This is a genomic window from Wolbachia endosymbiont of Aedes albopictus (genome assembly GCF_024804185.1).
GTDB classification, from domain to species: Bacteria; Pseudomonadota; Alphaproteobacteria; order Rickettsiales; family Anaplasmataceae; genus Wolbachia; species Wolbachia pipientis_B.
In genome coordinates this window covers 921,827-947,547 of sequence record NZ_CP101657.1, presented here as the reverse complement: position 1 = coordinate 947,547, position 25,721 = coordinate 921,827, and the positions used below count along the sequence as shown (strand labels likewise).

Annotated in this window: 27 protein-coding genes, 1 tRNA gene and 1 pseudogene; 12 read left to right on the top strand and 17 right to left on the bottom strand. The window is 35.6% G+C overall.

Translation table 11 applies throughout. The features are described from left to right. Positions 1–97: 97 nt before the first annotated feature. The 3 genes and pseudogenes from NHG98_RS04850 to NHG98_RS04840 form a co-directional block, all read right to left on the bottom strand. Positions 98–250: pseudogene (locus NHG98_RS04850) on the bottom strand (IS4 family transposase); the annotation flags it as partial. A gap of 326 nt (positions 251–576) precedes the next feature. Beyond that, positions 577–1,473, bottom strand: coding sequence for an aspartate carbamoyltransferase catalytic subunit (locus tag NHG98_RS04845; RefSeq protein ID WP_096616071.1), 897 nt, complete (start codon positions 1,471–1,473; stop codon positions 577–579). Between the two features lie 203 nt (positions 1,474–1,676). Continuing rightward, on the bottom strand, positions 1,677–2,708 hold the full coding sequence (locus NHG98_RS04840; RefSeq protein ID WP_096616073.1) for an extracellular solute-binding protein: 1,032 nt from the start codon (positions 2,706–2,708) through the stop codon (positions 1,677–1,679). 1,162 nt (positions 2,709–3,870) lie between these two features. Between NHG98_RS04840 and terL the strand changes: the two genes are divergently transcribed. Next, positions 3,871–5,316 (top strand): phage terminase large subunit, encoded by a 1,446-nt coding sequence (gene terL, locus NHG98_RS04835; RefSeq protein ID WP_096641473.1) that lies wholly within the window; start codon positions 3,871–3,873, stop codon positions 5,314–5,316. 48 nt (positions 5,317–5,364) lie between these two features. Here the strand turns inward: terL and pdxH are convergent, their stop codons facing one another. Genes pdxH through NHG98_RS04820 form a run of 3 tightly spaced genes read right to left on the bottom strand, consistent with a single transcriptional unit; the run spans position 5,365 to position 6,872 of the window. Next, positions 5,365–5,940, bottom strand: coding sequence for a pyridoxamine 5'-phosphate oxidase (gene pdxH / locus NHG98_RS04830; RefSeq protein ID WP_096641490.1), 576 nt, complete (start codon positions 5,938–5,940; stop codon positions 5,365–5,367). Between the two features lie 16 nt (positions 5,941–5,956). Beyond that, positions 5,957–6,763: a bifunctional DNA-formamidopyrimidine glycosylase/DNA-(apurinic or apyrimidinic site) lyase gene (gene mutM / locus NHG98_RS04825; protein ID WP_096641474.1), complete on the bottom strand. Its 807-nt coding sequence runs from the start codon at positions 6,761–6,763 to the stop codon at positions 5,957–5,959. Next, on the bottom strand, positions 6,729–6,872 hold the full coding sequence (locus NHG98_RS04820) for a hypothetical protein (RefSeq protein ID WP_259245342.1): 144 nt from the start codon (positions 6,870–6,872) through the stop codon (positions 6,729–6,731). Before NHG98_RS04820 ends, mutM begins: the two co-directional genes overlap by 35 nt. A 19-nt stretch (positions 6,873–6,891) precedes the next feature. On the opposite strand from NHG98_RS04820, the gene NHG98_RS04815 reads away from it, so the two are divergent. Beyond that, positions 6,892–6,964 (top strand) — tRNA-Thr (locus NHG98_RS04815). Between the two features lie 43 nt (positions 6,965–7,007). On the opposite strand, the gene NHG98_RS04810 is transcribed toward NHG98_RS04815, so the two are convergent. The 3 genes from NHG98_RS04810 to NHG98_RS04800 all read right to left on the bottom strand — a co-directional run bounded on the left by NHG98_RS04810 (position 7,008) and on the right by NHG98_RS04800 (position 10,857). Next, entirely contained in the window at positions 7,008–7,892 is an 885-nt protein-coding gene (locus NHG98_RS04810) for an Rpn family recombination-promoting nuclease/putative transposase (RefSeq protein WP_096676695.1), read from the bottom strand. A gap of 146 nt (positions 7,893–8,038) precedes the next feature. Continuing rightward, positions 8,039–9,565, bottom strand: a complete 1,527-nt coding sequence (locus NHG98_RS04805) for an acyl-CoA carboxylase subunit beta (RefSeq protein WP_096641476.1) — start codon at positions 9,563–9,565, stop codon at positions 8,039–8,041. 122 nt (positions 9,566–9,687) lie between these two features. Then, positions 9,688–10,857, bottom strand: coding sequence for a hypothetical protein (locus NHG98_RS04800; RefSeq protein ID WP_096641477.1), 1,170 nt, complete (start codon positions 10,855–10,857; stop codon positions 9,688–9,690). Positions 10,858–10,986: 129 nt separating this feature from the next. On the opposite strand from NHG98_RS04800, the gene der reads away from it, so the two are divergent. The 5 genes from der to NHG98_RS04775 all read left to right on the top strand — a co-directional run bounded on the left by der (position 10,987) and on the right by NHG98_RS04775 (position 15,331). Continuing rightward, complete coding sequence (gene der, locus NHG98_RS04795) at positions 10,987–12,396, top strand: ribosome biogenesis GTPase Der (RefSeq protein ID WP_096641478.1); 1,410 nt, start codon at positions 10,987–10,989, stop codon at positions 12,394–12,396. Further along, complete coding sequence (locus tag NHG98_RS04790) at positions 12,393–12,914, top strand: disulfide bond formation protein B (protein WP_259245341.1); 522 nt, start codon at positions 12,393–12,395, stop codon at positions 12,912–12,914. Before der ends, NHG98_RS04790 begins: the two co-directional genes overlap by 4 nt. Then, complete coding sequence (locus NHG98_RS04785) at positions 12,889–13,431, top strand: demethoxyubiquinone hydroxylase family protein (RefSeq protein WP_096641479.1); 543 nt, start codon at positions 12,889–12,891, stop codon at positions 13,429–13,431. The genes NHG98_RS04790 and NHG98_RS04785 overlap by 26 nt, the downstream gene beginning before the upstream one ends. 316 nt (positions 13,432–13,747) lie before the next feature. Then, positions 13,748–14,728 (top strand): phospho-N-acetylmuramoyl-pentapeptide-transferase, encoded by a 981-nt coding sequence (mraY, locus tag NHG98_RS04780; RefSeq protein ID WP_096641480.1) that lies wholly within the window; start codon positions 13,748–13,750, stop codon positions 14,726–14,728. Positions 14,729–14,734: 6 nt separating this feature from the next. Next, positions 14,735–15,331 (top strand): ribonuclease HII, encoded by a 597-nt coding sequence (locus tag NHG98_RS04775; RefSeq protein ID WP_096676798.1) that lies wholly within the window; start codon positions 14,735–14,737, stop codon positions 15,329–15,331. A 7-nt stretch (positions 15,332–15,338) separates the two neighbouring features. Here NHG98_RS04775 and virB9 read toward each other — a convergent pair whose 3' ends face one another. The 3 genes from virB9 to NHG98_RS04760 form a co-directional block, all read right to left on the bottom strand. Beyond that, entirely contained in the window at positions 15,339–16,124 is a 786-nt protein-coding gene (gene virB9 / locus NHG98_RS04770; RefSeq protein WP_096641481.1) for a P-type conjugative transfer protein VirB9, read from the bottom strand. A gap of 187 nt (positions 16,125–16,311) precedes the next feature. Next, positions 16,312–16,767 carry an outer membrane lipid asymmetry maintenance protein MlaD gene (gene mlaD / locus NHG98_RS04765; protein ID WP_096676800.1) on the bottom strand — a complete coding sequence of 152 codons (456 nt, stop codon included), beginning with the start codon at positions 16,765–16,767 and terminating at the stop codon, positions 16,312–16,314. 2 nt (positions 16,768–16,769) lie between these two features. Then, positions 16,770–17,084, bottom strand: coding sequence for an NADH-ubiquinone oxidoreductase subunit NDUFA12 family protein (locus tag NHG98_RS04760; protein WP_007548590.1), 315 nt, complete (start codon positions 17,082–17,084; stop codon positions 16,770–16,772). A 64-nt stretch (positions 17,085–17,148) separates the two neighbouring features. Between NHG98_RS04760 and NHG98_RS04755 the strand changes: the two genes are divergently transcribed. Genes NHG98_RS04755 through purF form a run of 3 tightly spaced genes read left to right on the top strand, consistent with a single transcriptional unit; the run spans position 17,149 to position 21,175 of the window. Next, complete coding sequence (locus tag NHG98_RS04755; protein ID WP_096641483.1) at positions 17,149–18,615, top strand: proton-conducting transporter transmembrane domain-containing protein; 1,467 nt, start codon at positions 17,149–17,151, stop codon at positions 18,613–18,615. Between the two features lie 45 nt (positions 18,616–18,660). Then, the gene (gene rodA / locus NHG98_RS04750) at positions 18,661–19,764 is read left to right on the top strand and encodes a rod shape-determining protein RodA (protein ID WP_096641484.1); all 1,104 of its coding nucleotides are present in this window, start codon (positions 18,661–18,663) and stop codon (positions 19,762–19,764) included. A 25-nt stretch (positions 19,765–19,789) separates the two neighbouring features. Further along, the gene (gene purF / locus NHG98_RS04745) at positions 19,790–21,175 is read left to right on the top strand and encodes an amidophosphoribosyltransferase (RefSeq protein WP_096641485.1); all 1,386 of its coding nucleotides are present in this window, start codon (positions 19,790–19,792) and stop codon (positions 21,173–21,175) included. A 13-nt stretch (positions 21,176–21,188) separates the two neighbouring features. Here the strand turns inward: purF and NHG98_RS04740 are convergent, their stop codons facing one another. Both NHG98_RS04740 and NHG98_RS04735 read right to left on the bottom strand, forming a co-directional pair. Next, on the bottom strand, positions 21,189–21,704 hold the full coding sequence (locus NHG98_RS04740; protein ID WP_096560620.1) for a DNA-3-methyladenine glycosylase: 516 nt from the start codon (positions 21,702–21,704) through the stop codon (positions 21,189–21,191). A 116-nt stretch (positions 21,705–21,820) separates the two neighbouring features. Further along, positions 21,821–22,243, bottom strand: coding sequence for a hypothetical protein (locus NHG98_RS04735; protein ID WP_259245340.1), 423 nt, complete (start codon positions 22,241–22,243; stop codon positions 21,821–21,823). Positions 22,244–22,501: 258 nt separating this feature from the next. On the opposite strand from NHG98_RS04735, the gene NHG98_RS04730 reads away from it, so the two are divergent. Continuing rightward, complete coding sequence (locus NHG98_RS04730; RefSeq protein WP_259245339.1) at positions 22,502–23,083, top strand: IS110 family transposase; 582 nt, start codon at positions 22,502–22,504, stop codon at positions 23,081–23,083. Between the two features lie 26 nt (positions 23,084–23,109). Next, a complete protein-coding gene (locus NHG98_RS04725) occupies positions 23,110–23,466 on the top strand; it encodes a transposase (RefSeq protein ID WP_259245338.1) in 357 nt (118 codons plus the stop codon). A gap of 305 nt (positions 23,467–23,771) precedes the next feature. On the opposite strand, the gene NHG98_RS04720 is transcribed toward NHG98_RS04725, so the two are convergent. The 3 genes from NHG98_RS04720 to ruvA all read right to left on the bottom strand — a co-directional run bounded on the left by NHG98_RS04720 (position 23,772) and on the right by ruvA (position 25,701). Then, entirely contained in the window at positions 23,772–24,062 is a 291-nt protein-coding gene (locus NHG98_RS04720; RefSeq protein WP_096560618.1) for a hypothetical protein, read from the bottom strand. Between the two features lie 80 nt (positions 24,063–24,142). Next, positions 24,143–25,123 carry a Holliday junction branch migration DNA helicase RuvB gene (ruvB, locus tag NHG98_RS04715; RefSeq protein ID WP_096560617.1) on the bottom strand — a complete coding sequence of 327 codons (981 nt, stop codon included), beginning with the start codon at positions 25,121–25,123 and terminating at the stop codon, positions 24,143–24,145. Then, a complete protein-coding gene (gene ruvA / locus NHG98_RS04710) occupies positions 25,120–25,701 on the bottom strand; it encodes a Holliday junction branch migration protein RuvA (RefSeq protein WP_096560616.1) in 582 nt (193 codons plus the stop codon). Before ruvA ends, ruvB begins: the two co-directional genes overlap by 4 nt. Positions 25,702–25,721: the final 20 nt, after the last annotated feature.

The following is a 25,721-nucleotide window of genomic DNA, read 5'->3' as shown; positions in this document are numbered from 1 at the left end:
GCTGAGTAAAAAGTAAAACGCTCTTATAGCTAAAATAATTGTATCCGTTCAGGCAATGGCAAACTTAGGGAGCGTTAAATAAACCATACGCGTCAAGTTAAGAAGCAAAGGTAAGAAAATTCAATGAACTTAAGGTGGATACTCTAGTCTTTCTATATCTGCCTTTCACAGAAAATTGTGACCAGTTTGTGATAAGTTTTTTCAGGAAAATTCTCAAATTATTAATTTTGCTGCTTAACGCTAAAAACAAGTAACCGTTCACGGATTGTGAGAATGAATAAAGAACTAAGCAGTCGTAACTTTTGGAAGGGATTTTGGCCATTGAGACGTGATGTCAAAAATATCGACAACATTCTTTCCATAAATCTTTCTCCACGTTCCAACCAGGTGAAAAAGCTGTTTTTACGATAGCCGTCTAATTTGCCGTTCTGCAAGGTTGTTGATTGACTTCAGGCTTTCGTAAAAACTTCCACACCATATCCTCGGCCTTAACATCTTAATGGCCATTCTCAAACCATTCTCATCATTTCATGAAAAAACCCTTCTTTCGCATTAGTTGTGTAGCATCTTTTAATATTAACAAGGCCTATAATAGTGCAGCACTGCCTTACGTATTGCCAATCCAAATTCTACTTGCTGTAAAATAACACAATCTGCTACATCGCTGCTAATCTCAATCCCTCTATTTATTGGCCCTGGGTGCATAACAATCCCATCTGGTTTTGCGTATGATAGTTTTTGTGAATCAAGTCCATACAAATGAAAATATTCTTTCTCTGAAGGAACAAAACAACTATTATTCATGCGCTCTTTCTGTAGCCTCAAAAGTATAATTACGTCAGCATCCTTTATACCTTCAATTAATGAATAATGGACTGAATCCACTTCAGGAAAATGCTTACAAATCAAAGTTGGTGGTGCGACCAAGCTTATCTCTGCTCCAAACATTTTTAGCAACCTTATATTTGACCTTGCAACTCTGCTGTGCAGAATATCTCCACATATCACAACTTTGAGATCCTTTATTTGCTTTTTATGACTGCTAACTACAAGATAATCTGCAAGAGCTTGAGTTGGGTGTTCACTGCTTCCATCGCCTGCGTTGATTAGCGAGCAGCTAACATTCTTAGCCAGCATATTAACAATACCGCTATTTTTTTGCCTGATTATTATATAGTCAGGATTCATTGCATTTAATGTTTTGATCATGTCTTTTAGATCTTCTCCCTTGTTAATAGAAGAAGATCTTATTGGCAAAGTTACAACATTTGCTCCAAGGCTTTTTGCTGCTATTTCAAAAGACGCAAGTGTACGCGTTGAATCTTCAAAGAATAAATTTATTACTGTCTTATTTTCCAAGATATGACTATTTGCAGCTTCTTTTTTAAGGTACTGGTTAGCCAACTTAGTTATATTTTCTACATCATCAACTGTAAGGTCTGAGATGTTTAACAAATTCCTTCTCTTGTGCATAGTTTCCTTTTCAACTACTTGAACCTATTCTACTTTCTTATTATTGTTTTTCAATAGACCTCTTGTGCAGCAATTGTTTTGGTGAAAGAACAGAAAAAGATAGTAAAGTCAAAATTAAGTTAGAAAGAAGAAAAAGTTCAGCGAGTCAAGAGTAAGGTATATTAGCATAAATCTTTCATCCCAGTGTTCAGTGGCACTGGGGATTACTTCCACTTACACTCATCCGCTATCATAACAGCCTCAAGGAGGTGTTTTTCAAGTTCACTTAGAGGCAAATCACTTTGTAAATAATTCCCCCAAGACTTTAGTATATCGGAAGTTTCAACGCCTTCAATAATAGGGTATTCTTGGTTTTTTTTAGCGTATAGCTCTTGAGCCTGTTTGCTTACTAAAAATTCCAGCAAAGCTATAGCATTTTCTCTGTTTTTTGTGTTTTTTGTTACTGCTGCGCCGCTAACGTTCACCATTACGCCATGATCGTTACGATTAGGAAAAAAAGCCCCTAGTTTGTCTGCAACATTCTTTTTATTTTTATGTTCTAATGAAAGAATTCTTGCAAAATAATAACTATTTACTATTGCAACATCTCCTTCACCAGCAGCTACAGCATAAACTTGGTCAGTATCACCACCACTTGGTTTTCTTGCCATATTACTCACAATTCCACTTACCCATTCTTTCGTCTTTTCAAAACCATTATTTGCAATCATAAAAGCAATCAATGACCGGTTATATGGACTTGTAGAAGAACGCACTAATATTTTTCCTTTCCATTTTTCATTTGCTAAATCTTCATAAGTACTTAAGTCCTTAGGATCTACTGACTCTTTATTGTAAACCAATATCCTAGCTCTTTTTGTAAGACCAAACCAATAATCTTCACTGTCTCTAAATTTTGCAGGTATAACACTTTTTAAAACCTCTGAATCCACTTGAGATAAAAGCCCTCTTTTTTTTGCTAGAATTAAGTTCACTGCATCTGCAGTTAAAAATAAGTCCGCTTCACCGCCATTTTCCATGCGTGAAAGTAGCTGAGAATAATCATCAATGATGTAACGTACTTTAATGCCTGTATTTTTTGTAAATTCATCAAATAAAGTACGTACTAATTCTTCTTTGCGCGATGAATAGACATTCACTACTTGTGAATTGTCAGTTCCGCTGTTTTTATACAAAAAAGTAATGACTATTAATACAACTGCTATTAAGGATGTGAATATAAAGGCTTTTTTCATATTGGATAAAAAATAACTTCTTTCAGTTAAAGATACTCAAATAGCGCAATCTTAGCAAGTGTAAAATTCGTTAGATGTAGCTAATATAATTTGGATTTACCGAAGTCAATGTATGAAATAATCGAAATTGTCATTCCAGCGTGTGACGCTAGGCCATAAAATCTACTTGACAAGCCTCGCCAGCCCCCTTATTATGATAGTGAAGGTATTCAGTTATCTTCATCTGTGCAGATTAAACAGCAAGAAAACAACGTAGTTGGCGTCTTATTTTTAATTTTTTGCACTATGTGCACCTTATGTCTTCACAACATTTCTAGGTTTTTACCTATATAAGCTGAAACGCGCTTATAAGTCGTTTAAGACAGTATAGTACGCCAATTTGCAGGATTAGAGAGTGACAACTAGCTAACGCGGGGTTTCTTTTGCCTTTTTTTCTGCTTAGTAAATTTCTTAAACATTTAAACTAAGGTGAGTTGCGTTTAAAAGCAGCTAAATTGGAGTGTTTAAGATTTAAAAAACGCCAAATACTGAAAATAGACAATGAACAGGTCTTCTTTTGCCTTTTTTTCTGCTTAGTAAATTTCTTAAACATTTATAGCTAAACGACAACCGTCATCCCTGTAAAGGTCAAGTATCCCGCTACGTGTTAGCGGATGAGATACCGCGGCGGTATGACGGTCTGCGGTGGAACGACGGTTCGTGGCGGTATGACGGTTAAGCAATTCGTCATCCCGCTACTCGTTAGCTGGATCTCTTGTTAGCGGATGAGATACCGCGAATGAATCGCGGTATGACGGTTCGTGATGGTATAACGGTTGGCGGTGGAATGACGGTTAAGCAATTCGTCATCCCGCTACTTGTTAGCGGCTAAGAGATACCGTGAATAAATCACGGTATGACGGTCTGTGGCGGTATGACGGTTAAGTAGGGTGTCATTCCTGTCTGGAATCCAGAAATTTTGCTTATAACTGAGCTGATGAGCTAAAGGTAGTTGTCTTACGCTAAAACAAACGTTTTTCATTAAGTTGCATAGAAGCTGGATCCAAGTAGTCAGGGCACTGGGATGACACTCTCTTGGATGGAAAGCTACTTTCATGACATCATTCTTTTTCCTGGATCCAAGTAGTCAGGCTACTCGGATGACATCTTTCAACATTATATTATGAACTTTCTAAAATTCATTGAGTTATGCTTTAAAACGGTAATGCCGGGGTGTGAGTATAACAATTATCAGTATATAAAAGTCATAGCAGATAGGCTTGAAGCAGCAAGTGCTGGTGAAGTGAGGCGAATAATATTCAATATGCCCCCACGTTCAATGAAGTCCATGTGTGTGAGTGTTGCGTGGCCTGCATGGATACTGGGAAACCAACCAACTGCGAGAATAATAGTTGCAAGTTATTCTCAGCGGCTCAGCGAAAAGCACTCGCTCGACACCAGGTGCGTGATGCATTCTAGTTGGTATAGAGTGCTATTTCCAGAGGTAGAACTATCCAAAGACCAGAACACCAAATATAAATTTCAAACAGTGCAGAGAGGGTACAGAATCGCAACATCAGTTGGTGGAACACTAACTGGTGAAGGTGGTGATTTTATCATCGTTGATGATCCGCTTAGTTCTACTCAAGCTTTGAGCGAAACGTTTAGAAAATGTGCAATAAACTGGTTCGATCAGACTTTAGTAACTAGGCTCAATGACAGGAAAAAAGGAGTCATTGTTCTTGTAATGCACAGACTACATCAGGAGGATTTAACTGAGCATCTTCTCTCAAAACCGAGAAACATATGGCACCATATTTGTTTGCCAATGGTGTCTGAAAATAACGAGATTATCTACTCAATCAGAAAGCCAATACCTCTTGTCCCCGTCATCCGAGTAACTGCAAATAAGTACACCAGTACAGCATCACGCGCTGCATCTGCAAGGATTTTATATTTAAGAAAGGAAGGTCAGTTGCTATATCCCCTAGATGAAGGAAAAGAAGAAATTGAGATGATAAAGGCTGAGCTTGGTAGTTACGCTTTTGCTGCCCAATATCAACAAAACCCTCTGCCACTTTCAAGTGGTATAATTAAACGAGAGTGGCTGAAGCGCTATAAAAATGTTCCTGATAATCTCTCGCATGTAACACAAAGTTGGGACACTGCGGTTTCAATAAGCGATTCTAGCGGCTTTAGCGTTTGTACCACCTGGGCAAAAGCGGATAATAAATTCTATTTACTTGATGTATATCGTGCAAAGCTTGAGTATCCAAAACTTAAAGAACAAGTTCTGTCACTAGCTGTAAGGTGGAAGCCACATGCAATTTTAATCGAAGCAAAAACGAGTGGTCAGCAATTGATTCAAGAGCTAAAGACAAATAGTGACCTACCTGTTATCGAGATAGTGCCACATAGCGGTAAACTTGCTCGATTCTACCAAATTGTGCCAATAATAGAGTCTGGTAAGGTTTTTCTGCCACACCAAGCAGTATGGCTCAACGATTTTGAGTATGAAATTTTTATGTTTCCGGAAGCTCGCCACGACGACCAAGTGGATAGTACCGTGCAATATCTGCAGTGGGTGAGAGATAGTAGCTCTAGGGTCGCAGCTTTACGGGCATTGTGATTTGAGCCTAAATTCTCAATGGTAAATCAAGAAGCAACTGCAATAACGTTAGGGATATAATTGTTCCACTTTCCAATTGCTTTCTTCAATAAGAGTATATCTAAACCTAGTGTGTCTCCTATATTCACCTTCTTGCCAAAATTCAATTACTTTTGGGACTACGCAAAATCCCACCCAAAAGTTAGGACGAGGAACTTGTGTGTTGTAAAATTCCTTCTCCTTCAATTTGATGGCTTGCTCAAAATCTTGCCAATTTTTCAGAACGCTCGATTGTTTTGAGCACCATGCGCTAATTTGACTATCGCGCGCTCGAGAAGAGAAGTATTCGTTAGTTCTTTCATCGTTTAGAAGTTTAACATCTCCTTCAATTCGTACTTGCCTAGCAAATTCTATCCAATGAAACACTAACGCAGCTTTGGGGTTCTCAGTCAATTCTTTCCCTTTTTTACTGTTTACGTTAGTGAAAAACACAAAACCTTCTTTACTATATTCCTTTAGTAATACTACTCTTGCAGATGGAATGCAGTCTTTGCTACAAGTTGCTAGCGTCATTGCAGTTGATGAAACTGCTTTATACCACTTTGAAAATAAATCAAACGGATCTTTTTCAGGTGAGAATGTCATATCTAAAAATAAAATCTTAATTCTGGCACGCATTGCAAAAATAAGTGCTACGGCCATTTTGTCGTATAAGTGTTATGATATTGTTGCAGATCTTGCAAGGTTTTTGAACTTTACCATATACGTAAAAGTTATTTTGAAAGTATCCAGCAGATCCAGATGGCTGTGCATAATCTTTCAGTGTTGAACCGCCTGCAGCAATTGCATCACTCAGAGTATTTTTTATTTCAGCAGCAAGTTTTTCGCACTCTCTATAGGTCAAGTCTTTTGCTGACCTGAGTGGTGATATGCGGGCTCTAAACAAACTTTCAGAAGCATATATATTGCCTACGCCAACTATTAATTTATTATCTATTAATGCTGATTTGATATTCACTTTTTTGTTTTTCAGTAACTCCTGTAAATAGTTTCCACTGAATTCATCCGTGAGGGGCTCTATTCCGAAACCGTCAAAAAAATTTATTTCTTGTTCTTTGCTTAAAATAATAACTAGTCCAAATCTTCTTGGATCATTAAAGATTATTGAAGTATTATCGGAAAATAAAAATACCACGTGATCGTGCTTATTCCGGGCTTGAGCATATATAAGCTTTCCGCTCATGCCAAGATGTATGATGACAGCCATACTATCATCTGTATTCCAGATTATATACTTACCTCTACGCTTGATATCGTTTATAACTTTGCCCTTTAGCAAATCATCAATATTTTTTGTTATTGGTACACGTAAATTCCAATTATTGACTGTAACATTGCTAATTTGCTTGTTTTTGATTTTATCAAGCAAAAAGTTAGAGATTACTTCCACTTCCGGTAGTTCTGGCATCTTGTCTACTCTGTTGCTGTTTTTTTCTTTTTACAATATTTTGCTTTAAAGCATTTGCCAATCTTTTTCTCTCTTCTTCTTTTTCCTTATTCCTTTTTGTGTTATTCATTATCATAATATATAAGACTGCCGTTGTAGCTCAGGTGGTAGAGTACGTCATTGGTAATGACGAGGTCCCAAGTTCGAATCTTGGTAACGGCACACTCTTACAATATCGCATGCCGCATAAAGAAAACGTAACCGTTCACAGATTTTCGCTTAACTCTTTAATCTCACTAATGGAAAGACCAGTGCACTCAACAATAATGTTGATGTCAACACTATTAGCCAGCATTGCTTTTGCGATTTCAATTTTTCCTTCTTTTCTACCTTCTTCTCTACCTTTCTCCATACCTTTCTCCATACCTTCTTCAAGTTTGTATTCAAGAATGGCTTCCTCTTTGTACAGATCCATTATTCTTTCTTCATATGCCGTTAGATCTTTTTCACTCCAGTGAAACTTGTCTAATTCATCATATGCTCGCTTTATTATTGGTGCTTCTTTCGCAATCTTTTTTAGATCTTTTTCAGTGGTCTCTTCTGCATGTTTAAAAAAGAAACACCAACGCTCTACTGTGCTTGTTAATTGCTCTACTTTATTTTTAGGGAATTTGGGCAGTTCAATAAATACAAACTGAAAATCCTGTAAGTCATGCTCATTAGTCTCCTCATCTCTTATGGTATGGCTAGATATGTAATTGGACTTGTCAGGAAATAAAACACAATTTGATATTGCAATAAAGAAAATCTTTTGTAAATTAGCGTACTTACCAACTTGTCTTGAGTAAGCTTTTGCAGCGTAATATTGAGCGCGCTTTTCAAAACCTTTATCACGAGTGAGATGCATTTCAACCACAAATCTGTTGCCAACAGAGTCCTGACAGAGAACATCAACTATACTTTGTCTCTCGGAGGCAATTTCAGGATTCAAAATGGTGCTGATAAATTCTATTTCTTGTATAGTATTAACTTCAGTACAGCCTAAAATATCGTTCAAAAAATGGATAAGAATGTTCTTATTTTTTTCAGTGCCAAAGATTTTCTTGAATGTTAGGTCCAATTTTGGATCGAGGAATTTAGAAAAAGCCATAATAAATTAACTTAAAAAGTATTAAAAATTATACACTATTACTAACAATTATTCAACCATATTTTTAAAGACTGCTAGTTCAAGCAATTTTCTATATTTATTTTAAATTAAAAAAGCTCAAGTGAAAGAACGTGCTCTTCCTAAAGTTACAAAGGAAGATTATCATGCTTTTTCCATATCCTTTCTACTTTCTTGTTTTTGAGTAGCTCTAATGCTTTGTGAAAGTGATGCCTTGTTTTACTTGGCACTATAATGTCATCAATGTATCCATGTGATGCAGCAAAAAATGGATTAGCAAATTTCTCTTTATATTCTTTGATTAATGTTTGCTGGTCTTTTTCATGCCTAAATATAATTTCAACTGCACTTTCAGGGCCCATTACAGCTATTTCAGCAGTTGGCCAAGCATAATTTATGTCACCTTTTAGATGCTTTGAATTCATAACAATGTACGCACCACCATACGCTTTTCTGGTGATCAAACTAATTTTCGGCACGGTTGCTTCAGCGTAAGCGTAAAGTAGTTTCGCTCCGTGTTGTATTATATTATTGTATTCTTGATTTGTACCCGGCAGAAATCCTGGAACATCAATAAGTGTGATGATCGGAATGTTAAATGCGTCACAAAACCTCACAAACCTTGCAGCTTTTCTTGAAGAATCAATATCCAAACATCCTGCAAGGTGCATAGGTTGATTTGCAACAATACCAACAGTGTTTCCTTCAATCCTACTAAAACCAATTATAATATTACGAGCAAAATCAGGTTTTAGTTCAAAGAATTTCTTCTCATCGCACACCTTTTCAATAAGTTCATACATATCATAAGGAGTATTAGGATTGCTAGGAATCAGAGTATTTAAAGATACATCAATATCATTAACTGAATCACAGGTTGATTTAGGTTTCGGTGATTCTTGATTATTTGCTGGTAAGAAAGTAAAGAATTCACGCATTTTTAGCAGCATTTCAACATCATTATTGAATGCAAAATCCGCTACTCCTGTTTTGCTTGTATGAATTTTTGCTCCACCAAGGTCTTCGAAACTTACATCTTCGTAGGTAACCTTTTTTACTACATCTGGTCCGGTTATAAACATATATGAACTGTTTTTCACCATGAAAGTAAAGTCAGTTAATGCTGGGGAATAAACTGCACCACCAGCACATGGCCCCATGATTAAAGAGATTTGTGGTATAACACCCGATGCATTTACGTTTCTTTGAAAAATTTCTCCATAACCAGCAAGAGAATTTACTCCCTCCTGAATTCTAGCTCCACCAGAGTCATTTAGCCCAATGACAGGAACTCTAGCATTAATTGCCATATCCATAATTTTGCATATTTTTTTTGCATGTGACGCACCAAGTGACCCACCAAAGACAGTAAAATCTTGCGAGTAAACGAAAACTTTTCTGCCATAAATAGTACCATGACCAATCACTACTCCATCACCTAAAAAATTAGCATTTTGCATGCCAAAATCAGCTGCGTGATGCTTCACGAATTTATCGTATTCCTCAAACGAACCTTCATCGAGTAATACACTGAGCCTTTCTCTAGCAGTTAATTTCCCTTTTTCGTGTTGTTTATTGATTCTGTTAGAACCGCCTCCTTTTTCAGCTTCTAGTGCTTTGGTTTTTAGATTTTCTAGTATTTCAAAGTCTTGCATACAATAAAGTAGTTTTCAAATTAGTTGTAGACTTTATTAAGTTTACAAACTCTACTACTATACACATACACTATTGCATGTGGCAACAGTGTATGTGTATAACAATTATTAAAACTTTAACCTTAACGTTGGTGATTAAAATGAGAACACTTTGATATACTAACTTCCTCCAGAACACTAAATGGCTCACTTTGTTTCCCTTTTCTCTCTTCGACAAAACTTTTAGCAGCTTCAACAACCTTGCTTATACGAGGTTCTTTTTCTAGCTCTTTTAGGTACTTTGAGAAGATTTCACAACTTTTATCATCCATATGTACTATTATTTTGCCAAAGCTTGAGGCATTTTCTGGTTTGTCAGCCTTTTCAGAAGATAGAGTCATTACAATCTTTTCACTGTTGCTTATTGGAAAAGTCATCTGTAAGCTGCCCTTTATATCATGATATTTTCCATCTTGTATTCGTATTACATCATCTCCTTCCCCGATCTTTAATACTCCATCTAAATTTTGAAATTCTGGATTACTCAGGAATTTTGCAGGAGTCACAATGCTTGCTTCTGGACACTGTATACAATAAAGTTTATTATCTCTTTCTACTATAATATCTTTTATCACATTTTCTTCTCCATCTTTTTCAATGCTGTCACATACAATTTGTTTTAGGCTCGATAAATAGTTGCTACGTTTTTCTATCAAATCTGGTGGTAAGAATTGCAAAGGTTCCTCACTCACATAAGTGCCTGTTAAAACTAGATCGGATATTTTTGATGAAAGAAGATCTAGTTGATATCTCCCATCAGTGGACAACTCGCACTTCTTTTGCCCGTTCATATAATATACCAGAGTATCTATTATTGATAAATCTTCGAAGAATATATATTCCGGCATGCCAAACATGATCTTTTGACTTTCTCCAAGTTCTACAGATTTTATCCATTCCTCTATCATTTGTTCCCTAGTCAGTTGCTTAGCAATAAATAACCTAGAAGCTTGATATATAGCTTCCAATACATTCGAGATATTTTCTTTCATACGTTCATCAACTTGTTCATATATTGTTCCATCTAATGGAAGTTCCGACATTACTTCTGAACCTTCAAGTTCATCTTCTATATCCTGTTCACCTTGGCACGTTTCGTATAATTCACTATTCTCTTCTGTTATAGGCAATTCAGGTAATGAAGTTGTATCAAGCATATCATCTTCAAGATGAGTACGATTAATAGGAGTAGAAGCACGAGTATGATACCCCTCATCTGTCACATTATGCTTTTGTATATCTTGAACTTTCATATATCCCCCTACCTGACATAATAAAACAAGAAATTCTAATTATAGTATGCTCGCGTGATCTATAAAGTCAATAGTTAAATTGAAAAATTTTAGTTATAATCTACTTTACATAGAAGATGCCCTTAAATTATGCTAAAAATCGCTATAGTAGGTCTACCAAATGCTGGAAAATCGACCCTTTTTAACAGATTGGTGGGAAGAAAAGCGGCAGTGGTAAGTAATATTCCAGGAGTGACAAGGGATAGACGTGAGGGAATAGGGAGAATTAGCGATTTGGAGTTTAAAGTTATAGATACAGGAGGATGGAACGACCAAACTAATTTTTCACTACAAGTTATTGAACAAATAGAATTTTCTCTATCCAATTCAAACATCATTTTCTTTCTTGTTGATGCAAAAGTGCAAAATGAGCGAAACAAAGAATTTGCAAAGTGGCTAAAGAGAAAAATGAATAAACCTGTAATCCTCATAGCAAATAAATGTGAGAGTCATAAATCCGAAAATGTTGATTATTTGCAGTTTTTTGATTTTCTTGGCCCGGTGTATATCTCTGCCGAACATAATCTTGGTATGGTTGATCTTTATGATGCGTTGGCTAGTGTTATTGAAAATATCAGTGCAAATAGTCCTCCTTTCGGTGTCATTCCAGTGCTTGACACTGGAATCCAGAAAAAAAATAGTATGGATCCCAGTGTCAAACACTGGGATGACAATAAGAGCTCTAATGAGTCCGGTAAATTAAGAATTTCGATAATCGGTCGCCCAAACGTAGGCAAGTCAACTTTTTTAAACAGCTTACTTACAGAAAACAGACTAATAACAAGTTCAGAGCCAGGCACCACACGTGATTCTGTAGATATTATATATGATCATAATGGGGAGCTAATTACTCTCATTGATACTGCAGGAATCCGCAGAAAGGCGAATGTTATAGATAACTTAGAATCAAGATTTGTTGAAAAAAGCTTAGAATCAATCAAGCGCTCTCATGTGGTAGTTTTAATGCTAGACTCCTTAGTTGGTATTGAGCAGCAGGATTTATCAATTGGTGAAGCTGCAATTAAGGGAGGGAAAGGGACTATTGTTGTTTTAAATAAGTGGGATTTAATAGGTAAGGATGACAGAAGTAAGTTAATAAAATTTGTCAAACAACAGGAAGTGACTCGGTTATTCTTGGAAGTGCCAATTGTAACAATTTCTGCATTGAAAGGCATGCGCTGCGGCGATGTGATAGATAAGTGTCTTGAAGTGAGTGAATCTTTAAACAAGAAAGTCAGCACTGCAAAACTGAATAAGTGGCTAATTGATGCTTTAGATAGGCACTCTCACCCGCTTGTAAAAGGCAAAGCAGTTAAAATGAAGTATATCGCTCAAATTGGTACTAAACCTCCAGCTTTTTCTTTGATATGTAACATACCTGAAAGTGTTGATGAAAGTTACAAACGCTATTTAATTAATGACCTTAGAAAAAATTTCTTTGCTGAAGGCGTGCCAGTCAGATTACTTTTGAAAAAAAATAAAAATCCCTATGCAAAATGAATATTCTACTTTATACTTTCAGGGATAATTTACTTAAAGTCGTGTGTGATAACTCGAGAATTCCTACAATCTTTCTGCTATCAAGTGTTTTTGCTCTAATTTTTGCATATGTGCTAGAATATTTTTTCAACATGCTGCCATGCAAGTTATGTACATACGAGCGGGTAGTTTACTATGTTGCAGGGTTACTTGCAGTAATATGCATGCTTAAAGACAACAAAATTCTAATCTATGCAATGTTTTGTAGCTACCTCATAGGTGCAGTAATATCTTTTTATCATGTAGGCCTTGAACTCCACTTATTTCATGATGTTTTAGGTTGTACAGAGCAAGCAAGTGGTAACGTTAGTATAGAAGAGCTCAGAAATAATCTACTAAATCCTAATTACTCTCCATCTTGTGACATACCTCATTACGTTCTAGGTGTTTCCTTAGCAACATGGAATTTAATTTATCTCATAGCAGCTCTGTTCGTATCAGGTAAGGTGTATTGTGGAGAAAGAAAGAAATCTAAATAATTTAAGGTGCAGCAACAATCAGTTCTTGCAACAGGCAATTAGAGTAAATCATGCTGGGGAATATGGAGCTATTTGCATTTATTCTGGTCAAAAATTTATTCTTAAAAAATCTTCTATAATCAATGAAATAATTGAAATGGAAGAGCAGGAAAAAAAGCATTTTCACTATTTTAATGAGAAAATTAAAGAGCAAAAAGTTCGTCCTACTGTTTTGTTGCCAGTTTGGCGTGTTTTAGGAGTATCACTTGGCGTTGCAACTGCCATTATGGGCAAAAAAGCTGCTATGGCTTGCACTGCTGCAGTTGAAGAAGTTATAGGGGAGCACTACAAAGAGCAAGTTTCACATTTAGAAGATGGGGAATTAAGAGAAACTATAAGTAAATTCCGCGATGAGGAGCTAGAACACAGAGATATTGCAATTCAGCACAATGCTGAAAGCGCATTTGGCTACAACATTTTATCTTCATTCATAAAAACAGGCTGCAAAGCTGCTATTTACTTGTCCAAGTTAATTTAACTAAGCAGCTTTCTTAAAGTGTTTTTAATGTTATGATGACAACAGAAACCAGAAAGAAATTCAAGTGTAACAATTATTTTATAACTATATTACTGAGTTGATAAGTATAAAAAGTAGCTAGAAAATAAACATTTTTGATGAGATTATATGGAAAACTGGATTCCAGACTGGGATGACAAGAAGAGGGTACTTGGATAAGAGGCATTGCCCTTCTGGTAGCACAATGTTCGTACAGTTGTGGGTCAGGCTATAGGATGACAGAAGTTGACTTTATTAGCTATAGGTGGTATGACACTTAGTCAATTTAAGTAAGCAGATGATCTTAGCTACAAAAGTATTTTTTACCTCATTTGTTTTTGGATTTATTCTTTTTCCCTATTTTATAAAGCTTCTAAAAAAAATAAGTAAAGATGGGCAACCAATTAGATCATGTGGACCAGAAAGTCATTTAATAACAAAAAAGAATGTACCACCTATGGGAGGAATAATAATACTGATTTCTTCTTTATTACCAATTTTACTCTGGGCTCAGTTAACACCAGAAATTTTGCTGCTGATATTGATAACTCTATTTTTTGCTCTACTTGGATTTATTGATGATTATTTAAAATTGAAGACAAATCACTATCGAGGTTTAAGTGCAAAAACCAAAATACTTATTCAGTTTATTGTAACTCTGGTTAGTATGTCTATACTTAAGCTATACTCTGCTGAAGGTTTTACAAAAACGTCCCTATTTAAAGGAGTAATAATTGATTTTGGCTATCTATATGTCCCATTTGCTGCGTTTGTAATTGTCGGCTCTGCTAATGCTGTGAATCTCACAGATGGTTTGGATGGCCTTGCTGCAACTCAAGTCATCACTTCCTTTGCTTTTTTGGGGCTAATTGCATATATAACTCAAGCAGATATGAATATTACTTTATTCTGCATTGCATTTATAGGAGCTATTTTAAGTTTCTTGTGGTTTAACACACATCCAGCAAAAATATTTATGGGTGATGTTGGTAGCTTGTCGGTAGGTGCAGCTTTAGGATTAACTAGTGTCCTAATTAAAAGAGAAATGCTTTTTGCCGTTATTGGAATAATCTTTGTAATAGAGACTCTATCTGTTATTATTCAGATATCACATTTTAAATATACAAAGTTTAAATATGGAGAAGGAAAAAGAGTTTTTCTTATGGCACCAATACACCATCACTTTGAGAAAAAGGGATGGTCAGAAAATGTAATCGTTATGAAACTTTGGATAATTTCTATTATCTGTTCAGTTTTTACTATAACTTTCTTATTATAAAAACCTATGAAATACCCAGACTTTACATTAGAAAATAAATTATCAGGAGTGATAGCAGGAGTGGATGAAGTTGGAAGAGGCCCGCTAGCTGGTCCAGTAATATCCGCAGCCGTAGTGTTTATTGATAGAAATACAACTATTGATGGAATCAACGACTCGAAAAAGTTGACTCCTCAATGTAGGCAAGTCCTATATGAAAAAATAACATCCGTTGCAAAATTTGGTATAGGAATGGCAAGCGTAGAAGAAGTAAATTCATACAATATCTTGCAAGCAACAAAACTTTCAATGAAACGTGCGTTGATAGATCTGGACCTAGAATTAGATTATGTGCTAGTTGATGGTAATCAACCACCTGAAGTGAAATGGCAAGTGAAATCCATAGTAAATGGTGATAATTTGAGTACATCAATTGCAGCAGCTTCAATCGTTGCAAAAGTTACAAGAGATCGGCTTATGCAAGAATTGCACAATAAGCATCCTGAATATAATTGGTATAAAAATAAAGGATATGGGACAAAAGAGCACCTTAACGCTATTGGCCTTTATGGAATTACAGAACATCATAGAAAAAACTTTGCACCCATATCTCGGGCATTATAGCCTTTAATCACTTACCTTTTTTGAAAGGCATGTTTTCATTAAATAGGCAAACTGTACTTGATCCGTTCCTTAAGGTAAACACTGAACTCACCCTTTCGATTATCAGGTAGTTGTCAGCTGTACGGAAGTTTACTAAAGACTCATACCCTGCGGAATCAACCATAAAAACTGCCGGGAAATCAGAGTTTATTTTATTGAATTGTAAATATGTAAATTTTCCGTCATCAAAAACCTTAATAGGTACTATTGACTGACTGCCTTTAACGTGCGAGATGGAATAATTAAAATTTAAGCCCTTCTTTACAATTTCAATGTCGTTTGTATCAGGAATAATGGTATGACTAGCTTGTTCGAAGATATCGCCGTTATTTGTTGTGTAAATCTCATCACTGCTAAATAGTGGATAAAGAAACCTTACTTCATATGCTAATTTTGGATCATCTAGTCCAGTTGCTTCTTCAGCATGAAGTTCAAAGTAATAAACTCTTTTATTGGTAATTATAGTTGCGTTAGTATCGGCAATATCATCTATAGGCTTAATAAACAATCTGTTACCTTGAGGAAGGAGTTGCCAACCAGTTGAATCACCCATTGAAAGGTTTTGTATTACCTCCCCTGGTTCAAACAATATGCTGGATTGATAACCATAAAAACCCGTATACTTATGTATAGCTTGTGGGTTATAATTTATTACCTTTATGTGATTATCTCCAGCTATTGAACGTGGCTCCTGTTTTGCAAGTGCATCACTACCACAAAAAAACAACAGTACGGCAAACAGTAAACCAATCATAATATCGAAATAAATTAATCTTCATTTTATCATTGATAGACATACACTGCAACTGTTAAGCTGTACTATAAACCCCAATTATAGGTTAGCAAGGGGTAGAAAAGGCAAGAAATAAGGGAAACTCCTTAAATACTTTAGAACTACAGGAGGCTTCACCTGAACGGATATACTTGGAATCCTGCTATTTTCACTTCGTAAACATACCAAGAATTCTGTCCATTATTCCACCCATATTTGCTTCAGCTTGAGTATACTCTATTTTACCACCGTGCAAGATTAGTTTAATATCTGATCCAGGTGATATATTAACAAATTTACTGCCAACAACTCCACTGCTAGTGATCAGAGCTGAGCTATCAACTGGCAACTTTATATCCCGGCTTACGCACATATCGATTCGTGCTATGTAGGTAGCTTTGTCAAGTGACACACCAGTTATGCTTCCAACGTCCACACCAGAGATCTTGACACTATCACCAACTCCTATACCGTTAGCGTTAGCAAAAAGACCATATATTTTATAGCAATCCTTATAGTTTTTCTTTATGTAAGATAGCTTATCAATAGCAAAGAAAATCAGAAAAATAGTAAAAATTAATACAAATAATCCAGCGGTTATTTCAAGTATATTTGACCTTCGCATCTTTAGTTATCAGGACTCCAGCTTTTATAGTAATTTTTCACTTTTTGGTTTGGATAGTATGCATCTTTTGTACCCGTTAAATTAGGAGTATGTTTTACTTTTCTTTTTTTATTATTAACTGGTACTACATTATCAGTATAGTGAAGCCATATATGCCATTCCGGAGGCACTGTTGTAGGCTCAGAAACACTGCTATACATAACCCACCTTTTTCCTTTACTTGATTCATAGTAAGAATTTCCATTTTCATCTCTTCCTACAAATTTATCTTCTCTTCGTAATAGGCGTTTTATTGCGTTACAAATTTTAGATAACATAAGAGTATTAAAACAAAAAGTATTATATATACTAATACTTTAACGATATATTAACAACAATTTAATGCAATTACCAATTTTACAAGTTATTATACCAATAATTGCATCAATGTTTTGCTTTCTTACCAAGAAACACAAGGTATCTTGGTTTATTTCTTTTATTGCAACAACAATCACTCTTATCATTTCATCGATACTACTCGTTAAAACATATAAAGGCGAGATTATAACTTATCACCTTGGAAATTGGGCTCCTCCGCATGGAATAGAGTTAAGAATCGACGTGTTAAACTCCTTGATTCTAACTTTGGTGAATTTTATAGCGCTGATTAGCGTGCTTTATAGCTTTTATATTAACGAAAAAGAAATTAGCAAAAACAAAATCACTGGTTTTTACTCTCTATTTCTACTGTGCTTAAGCGGACTGCTCGGGATTCTAGTAACAAACGACATATTCAATCTTTATGTTTTTTTGGAAATTTCATCTCTTTCTTCTTATGTATTAGTTTCAATGGGGAGAGATAAAAAAGCCTTGGTTGCAGCATTTGAATATCTAATTAGTGGCACTATAGGGGCAACGTTTTACTTGTTTGGTGTTGGGCTTTTGTACTCCATGACAGGAACGCTCAATATGTCTGACATGGCTGAAAGAATAGTTCCATTATACGATAACAACATCATAAAACTTGGTACATTGTTCATTTTTGTTGGTCTCTCAATTAAAATGGCACTGTTTCCATTAAGCAGGTGGCTGATTAATGCATATAGTGAGGCGCCAAGTTTCATTAGCATATTCTTTTCAGGCACAGTGACAAAAGTGATGATATATGTTTTCATTAGGATCTTCTATACTGTTTTCCATCAGAATTTCTTCTTATTTAAACCATCACTAAGCAACGTGATAATTATCCTCGCACTTTGCGCTGTTATATTTGGGTCAATATCTGCAATAACTGCAAAAGATATAAGAAGACTGCTTGCTAATTCTAGTGTCAGCCAAATTGGTTATATAATTTTAGCACTGAGTTTTAACTCAAAAACAGGCGTATTTGCAGCAATTCTTCACATAGTAAACCACAGCATAATAAAAACATCTTTATTCATGGCTGCAGGATGTGCTTCTTACAAATTTGATACAACAAAAATAGAGAATTTATCGGGACTCAAGAAATCAATGCCTTATACAGCACTTGCGTTTATTCTACTTAGTTTAGCATTAGTCGGTGTGCCGCTAACAAATGGCTTTGTAAGCAAATGGTATATAATGAAAGCAGTTATAGAATCTCGCGCGTGGATTTCCCTGATAGCTTTTGCTGCCGGTTCTTTTCTTGCACTAATATACATGTGGAAGATGGTAGAGAAAATGTATTTTGAAAATAGTGCAGCATCAAGCGCTGGAATGACACTAGGCAAAATTAATGATGTGCCATTTCCTATGCTTTTCTGTCTATTGTTCATGGCAGCTTTAACAATAGTAACTGGAATATATAGCACTCCAATTCGGTTAGTAGTTGAGAAGTTGGTTTTTTGATTTTTATCTTTGTTTCATATTTTACTATACTTTAAGGTTATAAGTGTGGATAGGCTGAAGAAGATTCATTGGTTATTAGTCATTAACGTGATAGCGCTGTTTTGCATTGGCATTGCTGTTCAATACTCTTCTGCTGGAGGGAAGTGGGTACCATTTGCAATTCACCAAATAGTCATATTTTCCTTCTTTTTCCTACTCGCTATAGCTATGTCATTCATAGAGTTAGATTTTTATTTGGAGCACGCCTACTTTTTTTATATAGCAGCAGCGATTTCGCTATTAGCAGTAAATTTTTTTGGCTCGCACATAATGGGTGCGACGAGGTGGATAAGAATTGGATCAATTAGTTTGCAACCATCAGAATTTGCAAAAGTAGGCTTAATACTTGCACTTGCTCGTTATTTTGATAAGCAAAGTGTGTATAAAATGATGGAATTTAAAAGATTGCTTAAGGCGGTAATAATTATTTTCTTGCCTGTATTCTTGGTGTTAAAGCAACCTAATTTAGGCACAGCTGTGATAATGTTGTTTATAGGAGCATCAATTATATTCACAGCAGTAATAAAAAGAGCTCATTTAGTAATTTGTGGGACGCTTGGCATTTTTGCAGTACCTGCTATTTGGCCTTTTTTACGTCCTTATCACAAGCAAAGGATATTGTCGTTTTTGGATTCATCAGTGGATCCACTTGGAATAGGTTATAATGCACAGCAATCTCAGATAGCTATTGGTTCAGGAGGTTTGCTTGGTAAGGGCTTTGTTAACGGAAGTCAAACTCAACTTGGATTTTTGCCGGAAAAGCGTACAGATTTTGCTTTTGCAGTGCTGAGTGAGGAGTGGGGCTTTTTAGGTAGCATGGCTTTAATTTTGCTTTATACCTCATTACTTGGCATAATTTTCTCTACCGCTTATAGGTCGAAAAATTATTTTTCTAAGTCAGTATCTATCGGCATTTTCGCCTTTTTTAGCGCTCATTTTTTTATAAACATTGGAATGTCAATAGGCCTCTTGCCTGTGATAGGAGATCCACTGCCATTTCTTTCCTATGGAGGAAGTACAACTGCTGCAAGCTTGATATGCATAGGATTATTGCTGGCAATAAAAGCAGATGAACAACAAAATGCTTGTATTTTACCTATGCTAAAGTAAAATTAAACTTTACTTAATAGTTTTTATGCTAGATGAAATGCGTGAGGAATGTGGGGTATTTGGCATAAGTTGCAACCAAAGTGCTGCTTTTAACTCTATACTTGCTCTCCACGCTTTGCAGCATAGAGGTCAAGAGTCTTTTGGCGTAGTAACCAGTAACAACGATAAGCTGCACTCTTATCACTTTCAAGGTCAAGTGAGCAGCGTATTTGATGATATAGATGAAATAAAGAAATCCTTACCTGGAGATTGTGCAATAGGTCATGTTCGATACTCAACAAGTGGTAATAAATTTGGAGTGCAGCCCATGTTTAGCAAAAGTGGCAAATTTGGGGATTTCGCCATAGCACATAATGGTAATTTAATTAATATTTCTCCGATACGCGAACAATTGATTAAACAAGAGTGCGTTTTTCAGTCAGATATTGATACAGAAGTAGTAGTGCATCTGACAGCAAGAGGTGAAAAAGATAGCTTTTTAGAGAGTTTTATATATGCATTAAAGCAAATACAAGGTGCTTATTCTTTTGTGGCAATCAATCAAGAAGTAGTTATTGGAGTACGTGATCCATCTGGAATCAGGCCTCTTGTTTTAGGAAAGTTAAACGGTTCTTACGTTCTTGCATCTGAAACTTGTGCTCTTGATATAATAAATGCAGAGTTTGTTAGAGAAATAGAACCAGGCGAATTAGTTACCATCAGTTCGGATAGTAAGCTAGCCTCAATGTTTCCTTTCCCAGAGCAAAAATCAAGTTTTTGTATTTTTGAATACGTTTACTTTTCGAGACCAGACAGCATAATGGAGAATAGGTCCATATATGATATAAGAAAAGAAATAGGAAGAATACTTGCAGAAGAGAGCCCACCAAAAAACAATGTAGATATGGTTGTACCAATACCTGATTCTGGAATACCTGCAGCTATTGGATATGCAAAGCATTCAGGATTACCTATGGAACTGGGGATAATTCGTAATCATTACATAGGAAGAACTTTTATACAACCAACCGCTGAAGTACGTAAAGTTAGAATAAAATTAAAATTCAATGCTAATAAGCACACTTTGAAAGGTAAAAACATAATTTTAATAGATGATAGTATAGTCCGTGGTAGTACGTTAACAAATATAATAGTTATGCTAAAGGATGCAGGAGTAAAAGAGATTCACCTCAAAATTTCAAGCCCACCAATTAAGCATTCTTGTTTTTATGGAATAGATACGCCAGAGTGCAAAGATTTAATTGCTGCAAATAAATCTGTAGAGGAAATTAAGGAAGTTATAGGAGTAGATAGCCTAGCCTTCTTGAGTATTGATGGACTATATCAGGCTGTTAAAGGAGAGGTGCGTAACAATGCTACACCACAATATTGCGATGCTTGTTTCACTGGTGATTATCCGATTGGCAAATAGTCTACGCAAGATCTTAAATTTGGAAAATCTTAAACCGCCAAAATTTCTCTTGGCCTTTACTAATTCCGATTCTCGGAGTGCAAACATAATCTGGTTTAAGGTGAGATTCATAAACACAAAATTCGTGCCTTATAGTAAGGTCTTGCTTATTATGTTCTTTTGTAATGTTTAATCTTTTGCACAATATTCCTGGTCCGCCTAAGTTTGCTTCAAGCGGTTCAATGAGCTTTAATCCCCGTATTAACACTGCCGCTGGGAACTCTTCTGCTTCTGTTACAATATTTAAACAGTAATACATTCCATATATAAAATACACGTATGAAAACCCCGGCATACCAAACATTACTGAGGTTCGGTTAGTATAGCCTCTTGCCGCGTGACAAGCTGGGTCATTCATTCCTATATAGGCTTCAACTTCGGTTATTATTCCACTAAAGTTAGAAAATTTAAGGACTTTTCCCAATAACTCTCCAGCTACAGTTAAGGTCGGCCGCTCGTAGAAATTTCTTGGTAGTATTATGTTGCTCATTATAAGAGTATAAGTTACTTGCAGGTGCAAGCAACTTATACTAATTATTACTTTTGTTTTTTCTTACTTACTCATTTGAGCAGCAGGAGCTTGATGCTTTTGTGTTGTGCTCTCTGTTACATCTGTTGAAAGTTGCTCCAAGATTTTACTTCTTCAGAACTTTGTTGTAATTGTGTTTGTGGCAATTGTGATGCTAATGCTTCATATAAAGGCTGTGCTTCATATTGCCTTCCTATTTTCACATTGTTTGCAGTTAGCTGCTCTTTAGTAACACCATTACTCTCAATCAGGTCTATCTGAGCATTATCGTGAATATTAATTTTACATTCTTTTCCATCAACATACCACTTTAAAGTCATTTCATATAATTCACTAATTACTTCATAAACTCTTTCCCCATTATCATTAATATAGCAACATGCCCCTCTCTTTTTTTCTTGATTAGGATGACAAAATGTAATTGTTTTGACCTTATACTTTTTACATATATCACCACTTAGAAGTTTAGCTATATCTACCCCTTCTTTACTAACATTCAACACAACTCTCACGGAAGGGTAAACAACATTCCCTTCTTATATGTTAAGAACAAGTCTTTATAAATATCAAAATAGTGATATTAAAGACACACAGAGAAGAGGAGCCGTTTCCCTTCTTGGTCATAAGGACCGCGGTGGAGCAAGGTTCTCTTCTCTGTTTATTATACTGAAGTTCCGAACAACTGATTGAGTTTTTAGGCTCGTATATAAGGGTGGAAAATACAGTATATATTGTTTATCAACATCTACGGAGGAATTATGAATTCATCAAACATTATTGCTGGCATTGATGTTAGCAAAAGTAAATTAGATATCCACATTCACCCACTTGAGCATTATAAAATATTTGAAAACAATGTACAATCCATTGATGAAATACTGGACTTTTTACGTTTGCATAATGTAACCAAAGTTGGTCTTGAGGCAACTGGTGGATACGAAAAATTATGTGCCTATACTTTACTAAGCAATGGTTTTGAGGTGTACGTCATTCAACCAAGGTGGGTGAGAGACTATGCTAAAAGCCTTGGTATTACTACAAAAACTGATAAAATAGACTGCAGTATCATTTTACGTTATATTAATAATACAGACATGCGTGTTATTCCTTTAAAAGTTAGTAATATTGACTGTTTAAAGCAAAAATTATCTCGCAGAAATCAACTAGTGGAAATGGCAAAGATACAAAAAACTCAAGCTCATCAGATAACTGATGTATCCATCATTAAACAAATAGAAGAGTTGCTTGTAATTTTACAAAATCAAATTCAAATCTTGGAAGATGAAATGATGGCATTAGTTGATCAAAGTCAAGAGCTTAAAAAAAATACATATCAATAACTAGTATACCAGGTGCCGGTAAAACCTTGGCTATTACTATGATCTGTTACATGCCAGAACTAGGAACTCTTAAGCATAAAGAAATATCTAGCCTTTCTGGAGTTGCGCCATTTAATCGAGACAGCGGTTTTAGTAAAGGAAAAAGGTGTATTCAAGGCGGTAGATCGCAAATTAGAACAGTTTTGTATATGTGTATTCTTAGTGCACAAAGGTACAATTCTTATATAAAAATCTTCTTTGATAGGCTATGTGATCAATACAAAAAACCATATAAAGTTGCTTCTACTGCTGCCATGAGAAAATTACTTATTCTTGCTAACTCTTTAGTAAGAGATGGTAGAGTGTTCACTGAGGAATATAGTCCTAATTCTACTTTTATCTAGTACTAGCGTAGCTGTGAATAAATACGTCCACACAAACTTTAAGTATTTATTCACAGCTACATCAATTTTTCTATTGACTTTTAACACAACTGCTCTTTTGCCCTCTTTTATCATTATGGCCCCTATGGTATTATTTTTCATACCTTCAGATATCTCTGATTTAATTTGGTCAGCAATTTTGCCTACAATCTCTTTGCAGTGATACTGAGATTCTCCTTTCTTCGGAGAAAAAGGTTTTTGATTTGTGGTATTGGTAGAAGGGTTGTTCTGTAATGCAAAAAACTTATTACATTCTTCATCGCTTTCTAACTCGACATTTTACGCTTATTCTTGTCTGGTGTTGATTTAGGTATATCCTGAGTGCTCAAATCGCTAGAAAGTCCTTTTGTTTCATCAGAATTACCGCTCTCCTTTGCTTTATTACTTAGAAGGGTAATATGCTCTTCTGGCTTTTTCTTATCCGGTTTTAAAGTTGTATCATCAGAAGGAAGTTTCTCCACCATAGGTAAATGAGGACTTTTAACTTTATCCTTATTGCGAAAAACTGGAATGCTTTCCCAGAGCTTTTTCCAGAGTTCTGTAATCTTGCCTAACATATACCCTCCATTATTGTTAACACATAATGCTAGCGTACGAGCATTATATCAATTAGTCAACATAAATTATGGCAAAGCTTCTAATGTTGAAAGTTCAAATGCTCCTTTGCTTGATCAGTTAAAACGCGCCCTCTTGGTGTCCGCTTTACAAAACTAATTTTGATTAAATAAGGTTCCACTGTTTCCTCGATATTGCCGGCATCTTCAGATAGCGCAATAGATATAGTGTCAATCCCAACAGGGCCTGAAGTGTTGAATAAAAATCTTAGATAATGCATATCTAATTTATTTAATCCCATTTTATCTACACCCAATTTTAGCAATACAGAATCAGCGACTTCATAAGTGATTTTTTTATCGTCTTTTACTTCAACAAAATCCCTTATTCTCCTAAGTAATCTCAAAGCAATTCTTGGAGTGCCACGCGCACGGCAGGCAATTTCCTGTGCGGCATTCTCTTCAATTGCAGCAGAAAGAACTCTTGCACCTCTTTTTATAATATTAACCAGCTCCTCAAAAGAATAAAATTCAAGATGCAAAGGGATACCAAAACGATCCCTCAGCGGCGCGGAAAGTAATCCAAGCCGTGTTGTTGCTCCGATTAATGTAAATGGTGGTAGATCTATCCTTAAAGTGCGAGTAGATGGCCCTTCACCTAATAATATGTCCAGGCAAAAATCTTCCATAGCGGTATATAAAACTTCTTCAATGTTGCGATTTAATCTATGGATTTCGTCGATAAATAGGACATCTTTTGCATTTAAAGTGGTAAGCACTGCAGCCAAGTCCCCAGCTTTACTAAGTAAAGGACCAGAAGTTGCGCGGAAGCTGACCCTTAATTCTTTAGAAACAATTTGTGCTAAAGTTGTTTTGCCAAGTCCTGGGGGACCATACAATAAAACGTGATCTAAAGCTTCAGTTCTCGTCTTTGCAGCATTTATAAATACTTTTAAATTTTGTATTAAGTCTTTTTGTCCGACAAAATCATCAAGTTGCTCAGGCCTGATGTTGATATTGCGCGCATCTTCAGCATATTCTTTACTGCACGATATTGATTTCATAATGTTGAGAGCTCCTTAAGCGCCATGCGAATAATATCCTTGGTGTCCAGATTTGACGATTCGTCTTGTATTTTTTTTATCGTATCATAAGCTTTCATTTTTTCATACCCAAGATTGATCAATGCTGAAAGGGCATCTTCATTCATTGGATGAAAATTATTGTTATTTATTTCTAATTTACTCACTTTGCCACTTAATTCAGTGATGATTCGATTTATGAGTTTTTGGCCCAGGCCACTCATCTTGAGTGCTACTTTATCCTCATTCATAATTGCCAAAAACAGCTGTTCTGGAGTTAATTTACTCAAAATTGACATTGCAGTTTTATAGCTAACACCGCTCACTTTAACAAGCAACCTCAAGCACTGCTGTTCTTCTTTGCTTATAAAACCATATAGCTGAGCGACATTTTCTCTGTTATTTGCATAGGTTTCGATAAGTAATTTAACTCTACTTCCGATGGAACATGCATTTAAAGTTTTGGCTGAAAGATACACCATATAGCCAACATCATTCACATTCAGGATTATGTGGTCACTGCGCACTTCATCAACTATTCCGCTTAGATTTCCTATCATTTTTAGCACTGTATAGGGTT

Bases quoted from the DNA above. Each gene is read 5' to 3' on its own strand.
- NHG98_RS04845 (WP_096616071.1), bottom strand. From the start codon at position 1,473: ATGCACAAGAGAAGGAATTTGTTAAACATCTCAGACCTTACAGTTGAT.
- NHG98_RS04840 (WP_096616073.1), bottom strand. From the start codon at position 2,708: ATGAAAAAAGCCTTTATATTCACATCCTTAATAGCAGTTGTATTAATA.
- terL (WP_096641473.1), top strand. From the start codon at position 3,871: ATGAACTTTCTAAAATTCATTGAGTTATGCTTTAAAACGGTAATGCCG.
- pdxH (WP_096641490.1), bottom strand. From the start codon at position 5,940: ATGACATTCTCACCTGAAAAAGATCCGTTTGATTTATTTTCAAAGTGG.
- mutM (WP_096641474.1), bottom strand. From the start codon at position 6,763: ATGCCAGAACTACCGGAAGTGGAAGTAATCTCTAACTTTTTGCTTGAT.
- NHG98_RS04820 (WP_259245342.1), bottom strand. From the start codon at position 6,872: ATGAATAACACAAAAAGGAATAAGGAAAAAGAAGAAGAGAGAAAAAGA.
- NHG98_RS04810 (WP_096676695.1), bottom strand. From the start codon at position 7,892: ATGGCTTTTTCTAAATTCCTCGATCCAAAATTGGACCTAACATTCAAG.
- NHG98_RS04805 (WP_096641476.1), bottom strand. From the start codon at position 9,565: ATGCAAGACTTTGAAATACTAGAAAATCTAAAAACCAAAGCACTAGAA.
- NHG98_RS04800 (WP_096641477.1), bottom strand. From the start codon at position 10,857: ATGAAAGTTCAAGATATACAAAAGCATAATGTGACAGATGAGGGGTAT.
- der (WP_096641478.1), top strand. From the start codon at position 10,987: ATGCTAAAAATCGCTATAGTAGGTCTACCAAATGCTGGAAAATCGACC.
- NHG98_RS04790 (WP_259245341.1), top strand. From the start codon at position 12,393: ATGAATATTCTACTTTATACTTTCAGGGATAATTTACTTAAAGTCGTG.
- mraY (WP_096641480.1), top strand. From the start codon at position 13,748: ATGATCTTAGCTACAAAAGTATTTTTTACCTCATTTGTTTTTGGATTT.
- NHG98_RS04775 (WP_096676798.1), top strand. From the start codon at position 14,735: ATGAAATACCCAGACTTTACATTAGAAAATAAATTATCAGGAGTGATA.
- virB9 (WP_096641481.1), bottom strand. From the start codon at position 16,124: ATGATTGGTTTACTGTTTGCCGTACTGTTGTTTTTTTGTGGTAGTGAT.
- mlaD (WP_096676800.1), bottom strand. From the start codon at position 16,767: ATGCGAAGGTCAAATATACTTGAAATAACCGCTGGATTATTTGTATTA.
- NHG98_RS04760 (WP_007548590.1), bottom strand. From the start codon at position 17,084: ATGTTATCTAAAATTTGTAACGCAATAAAACGCCTATTACGAAGAGAA.
- NHG98_RS04755 (WP_096641483.1), top strand. From the start codon at position 17,149: ATGCAATTACCAATTTTACAAGTTATTATACCAATAATTGCATCAATG.
- purF (WP_096641485.1), top strand. From the start codon at position 19,790: ATGCTAGATGAAATGCGTGAGGAATGTGGGGTATTTGGCATAAGTTGC.
- NHG98_RS04740 (WP_096560620.1), bottom strand. From the start codon at position 21,704: ATGAGCAACATAATACTACCAAGAAATTTCTACGAGCGGCCGACCTTA.
- NHG98_RS04730 (WP_259245339.1), top strand. From the start codon at position 22,502: ATGAATTCATCAAACATTATTGCTGGCATTGATGTTAGCAAAAGTAAA.
- NHG98_RS04720 (WP_096560618.1), bottom strand. From the start codon at position 24,062: ATGTTAGGCAAGATTACAGAACTCTGGAAAAAGCTCTGGGAAAGCATT.
- ruvB (WP_096560617.1), bottom strand. From the start codon at position 25,123: ATGAAATCAATATCGTGCAGTAAAGAATATGCTGAAGATGCGCGCAAT.
- ruvA (WP_096560616.1), bottom strand. From the start codon at position 25,701: ATGATAGGAAATCTAAGCGGAATAGTTGATGAAGTGCGCAGTGACCAC.